The sequence below is a fragment of the Desulfococcus sp. genome (assembly GCF_041737845.1).
In the GTDB taxonomy this organism is placed as follows: Bacteria; Desulfobacterota; Desulfobacteria; order Desulfobacterales; family Desulfococcaceae; genus Desulfococcus.
Window position 1 is genome coordinate 1 of the sequence record NZ_JBGSQX010000034.1, and the last position, 3664, is coordinate 3664.

General features: G+C 68.5%; 3 protein-coding genes. All 3 read left to right on the forward strand.

The window, feature by feature from the left end:
• Window positions 1-542: (2Fe-2S)-binding protein (locus tag ACEW8N_RS04315; protein ID WP_373498573.1), on the forward strand; the 542-nt coding region annotated here is incomplete at its 5' end.
• A 23-nt stretch (window positions 543-565) separates the two neighbouring features.
• On the forward strand, window positions 566-2890 hold the full coding sequence (locus ACEW8N_RS04320; RefSeq protein WP_373498574.1) for a xanthine dehydrogenase family protein molybdopterin-binding subunit: 2325 nt from the start codon (window positions 566-568) through the stop codon (window positions 2888-2890).
• Between the two features lie 3 nt (window positions 2891-2893).
• A partial coding sequence (locus ACEW8N_RS04325; RefSeq protein WP_373498575.1) for a xanthine dehydrogenase family protein subunit M occupies window positions 2894-3664 on the forward strand: 771 nt, incomplete at its 3' end.

Here is a 3664-nt window from a genome sequence, read left to right on the forward strand (position 1 = left end):
GCGCCGACGAGGAACGCGACATTATCCCCACCGTCGACGCCCGCGCCGCGGCGACGCCCGAGCCCGAAACCACCGTCGCGATCGGTTTCTCGGTCAACGGCGTCCGCCGCGACATGGTCGTGGAGCCCCGGTGGACGCTGCTTTACGTCCTCCGGGAGAAGTTGGGCATCACCGGGACAAAGCCCGGCTGCGAGCGGGGCGAATGCGGTGCCTGCACCGTCCTGGTGGACGGCGTCTCCCGATACGCCTGCCTGACGCTGGCGGTCGAGGCCGACGGAAAGGAGATCACGACCATCGAAGGTCTCCTGGACGGGGAGCTTCTGGGGCCGGTCCAGGAGGCCTTCGCCGCGCACGACGCCTTTCAGTGCGGCTACTGCACGCCCGGCCAGATCATGGCGGCCGAGGGGCTCCTCCGCCGCAGCCCCGCCCCCAAGCCGGACGAGATCCGGACGGCCATGAGCGGGAATCTCTGCCGCTGCGGCGCCTATCCCCATATTGCGGCGGCCGTGTCAAGCGCCGCCAAACTCAAACGGGAAAAGTGAGGTGAACCTTGGCTGAAGATCGCATGCGAATTTTCGACCTCTCCGGGCCGCCGGTGCCCGAAACGCCCAAACCCGGCGAGCGCCCGGCCCCGTGGGGGGAGACCCGCATCGTCGGAAAGGCCCTTCCCCGCGTCGATGCTTATGAACGGGTGAGCGGCTCGGCCGTCTTCCCCTCGGACGTGACCCTCCCCAACATGCTCCACGGCGCCATCCTTCGCTGCCCCCACCCCCACGCCAAGGTGGTGCGGGTCGACACGGGGAAGGCAAGGCGCATGCCCGGCGTCCGAGCGGTTATCGACGGCAGCTCCCCCGGGGCCGACCTCCTGTGGACCTACAGCGGGTCGGGTACGACCGTCCAGACGAAGATCTTCGATTCCGTCTGCCGGTTCGAGGGGGAGACCGTGGCTGCAGTGGCCGCCGAGAGCCCCTACCAGGCCCGGGACGCCCTGAGGGCCATCGAGGTCACCTATGAGGTGCTGCCGTTTGTGGCCGACGAGCGGACCGCCCTGGACCCGCAATCCCACCCGGTCCATCCCGGCGGCAATCAGGTCGGAAAGACGGACACCTATTCCCGGGGAGACGTGGACCGGGGCTTTGCCGAGGCGGATGTGGTGCTCGAGCAGTCCTCCCGGACCGCCTGCGAGATCCACACCCCACTGGAGCCCCACGGGTGCGTGGCCAACTGGGAGGGGGACCGCCTGACCCTCTGGGAGTCGACCCAGGGGGTCTATGCCATCCAGAAAACCGTGGCCGAGGTCCTGGGCATGCCCCTGTCCAAGGTCCGCGTCATCGGGCATTACATGGGCGGCGGGTTCGGCAGCAAGCTTACGCCCGGCAAATACACCATCATCGCGACCCTCCTGGCCCGCGCCGCCGGCAGGCCCGTCCGAATCTTCCTGAGCCGGGAGGAGACCTTCCTGGCAGTGGGCAACCGACCGGCCAACACCATGACCCTCAAGGCCGGCGTCAGGAAGGACGGCACCCTCACCGCCTTTGACTTCACCTGCATCGGGTCCGGGGGCGCTTACCCCTTCGGCGGTTCCCTCGTGGTCGACTGGCTGATCCGCGACCTCTACGCCTGCCCCAATGTCCGGACCACGGCCACCGACGTCTACATCAACGCCGGCCCGGCCCGGGCCTTCCGGGCTCCCGGCCATCCCCAGGGGGCCTGGGCCCTCGAGCAGATGATGGATGCCCTGGCCGATGCCATCCGGATGGACCCCGTGGATCTCCGCCTCAAGAATATTCCGCCCGTGAGCCAGGCCCGGAAAGGGAACCCGCCCTACGGCAACCAGGGGTTTGCGGAATGCCTGAAGCGGGGGGCCGAGGCCTTCGGGTGGCCCGAAGCGTTGAAGGCAGCGGCTGGGACGGGCAAGGAGGGCCACATCCGGCGGGGGGTGGGCATGGCCGCCGCCCTCTGGTCCTCGGGCGACGGCAGACCGCCTGCGACCGTCATCCTCAAGCTCTATGCCGACGGGAGCGTCAACCTCAACATGGGCGCCAGCGATATCGGAACCGGCACCAAGACGGTGATGGCCCTGGTGGTGGCCGAAGAGCTGGGGGTTACGCCCGACGTCATCCAGATCGAGCATGCCGATACCGGCACCACCCAGTTCGCGACGCCGAGCGGCGGGAGCAAGACCGTCCCCACCGAGTCCCCGGCCGTCCGGGCCGCGGCCGTCAACATCAAGCAGCAGCTCCTGGAAATGGCCGCACGGGGCCTCCAGGTGGACGCCGCCGACCTGCGCTACACCCCGGGCGTCATCGTGAGCCGGAGCGACCCCTCCAAACAGATCGCCATCGACAGGATTCCCGGCCTCCGGATGGCCGGGGTGGTCGTCGGCGTGGGCACCCGCGACCCCAATCCGCCCAACCGGGTCATCAATCCCTTTGCGGCCCAGTTCTGCGAGGTGGAGGTGAACACCCGGACCGGCGAGGTCCAGCTCCTCCGGTTTCTCGGAGCCCACGACAGCGGCCGGGTCATGAGCCGCCTCACTTACGACAACCAGGTCTTCGGAGGGATCACCATGGGGATCGGCCTGGCCATGACCGAGGCCCGGATTCTGGACGGAAACCAGACCGGCAAGATGGTCAACGCCAACTGGCACGACTACAAGATCCCGACCGCCATGGACGTGCCTGTCGACATGGTCTCGCTCCCCGTCGAGATTCCCGACGACGAGGCCAACACCACCGGGGCCAAGGGCCTGGGCGAGCCGGTCACCATCCCCACCGCCGCGGCGGTCGCCAATGCCATATTCAACGCCACGGGCTTGCGCGTCACCGAGACGCCCATGAACCCGATCCGGCTCTGCCGTCTTCTGGCGGCAACGCGAAAGGAGGCCTGACCCATGATGCCCAGCTTTTCCTATCTCCGGGCCAACTCCCTGGGCGAGGCGATCGAGGCCCTGTCCAAAAAGGGGGCCTACCTCCACGCCGGGGGTACCGACCTCATCGGGTGCATCCGGGACCGGGTCTTCGAGGCGTCCACCGTCGTGAGCATCTCCCGGATCCGGGAGCTCGAAGGCATTCGCCGGACGGCCGACGGCGGCCTCGCCATCGGGGCACTCACGACCCTCGACGCGGTCTTGCGGGATCCGGCCGTTCAGTCGGGATACACGGCCCTTGCCATGGCCGCGGGTGCGGTGGCAAGCCCCCAGCTTCGTCACCAGGGGACCCTGGGCGGGAACCTCTGCCAGAAGCCCCGCTGCTGGTATTACCGGGGGGATTTCGCCTGCCTGAGGAAGGGGGGAGATCTGTGCTACGCCGTTGACGGCGAAAACGCCCTTCACTGCATCCTGGGCGGCGAGAACTGCTATATCGTCCACCCCTCGGATACGGCACCGGCCCTCGCGGCCCTGGAGGCGACAGCCGTCATCACCGGCCCCCGCGGAAGCCGGAGCGTCCCGGTGGCGGCGTTTCACGTTTCCCCCGCGGAGGATTATACAAAGGAGACCGTTCTCGGGCCGGAGGAAATCCTGACGGAGATCATTCTGCCCCCGCCCCTGGAGGGCCTGAAAAGCCTCTACCGCAAGGTTCGCGCCCGCCGGGCCTGGGATTTCGCCCTGGCCGGCGCGGCCGTCGCGGTGCGGTTCAAGGACGCCCGGGCGGCCCACTGCCGG

Coding starts and splice junctions, on each gene's coding strand:
- ACEW8N_RS04320 (WP_373498574.1), top strand. CDS start 566: ATGCGAATTTTCGACCTCTCCGGGCCGCCGGTGCCCGAAACGCCCAAA.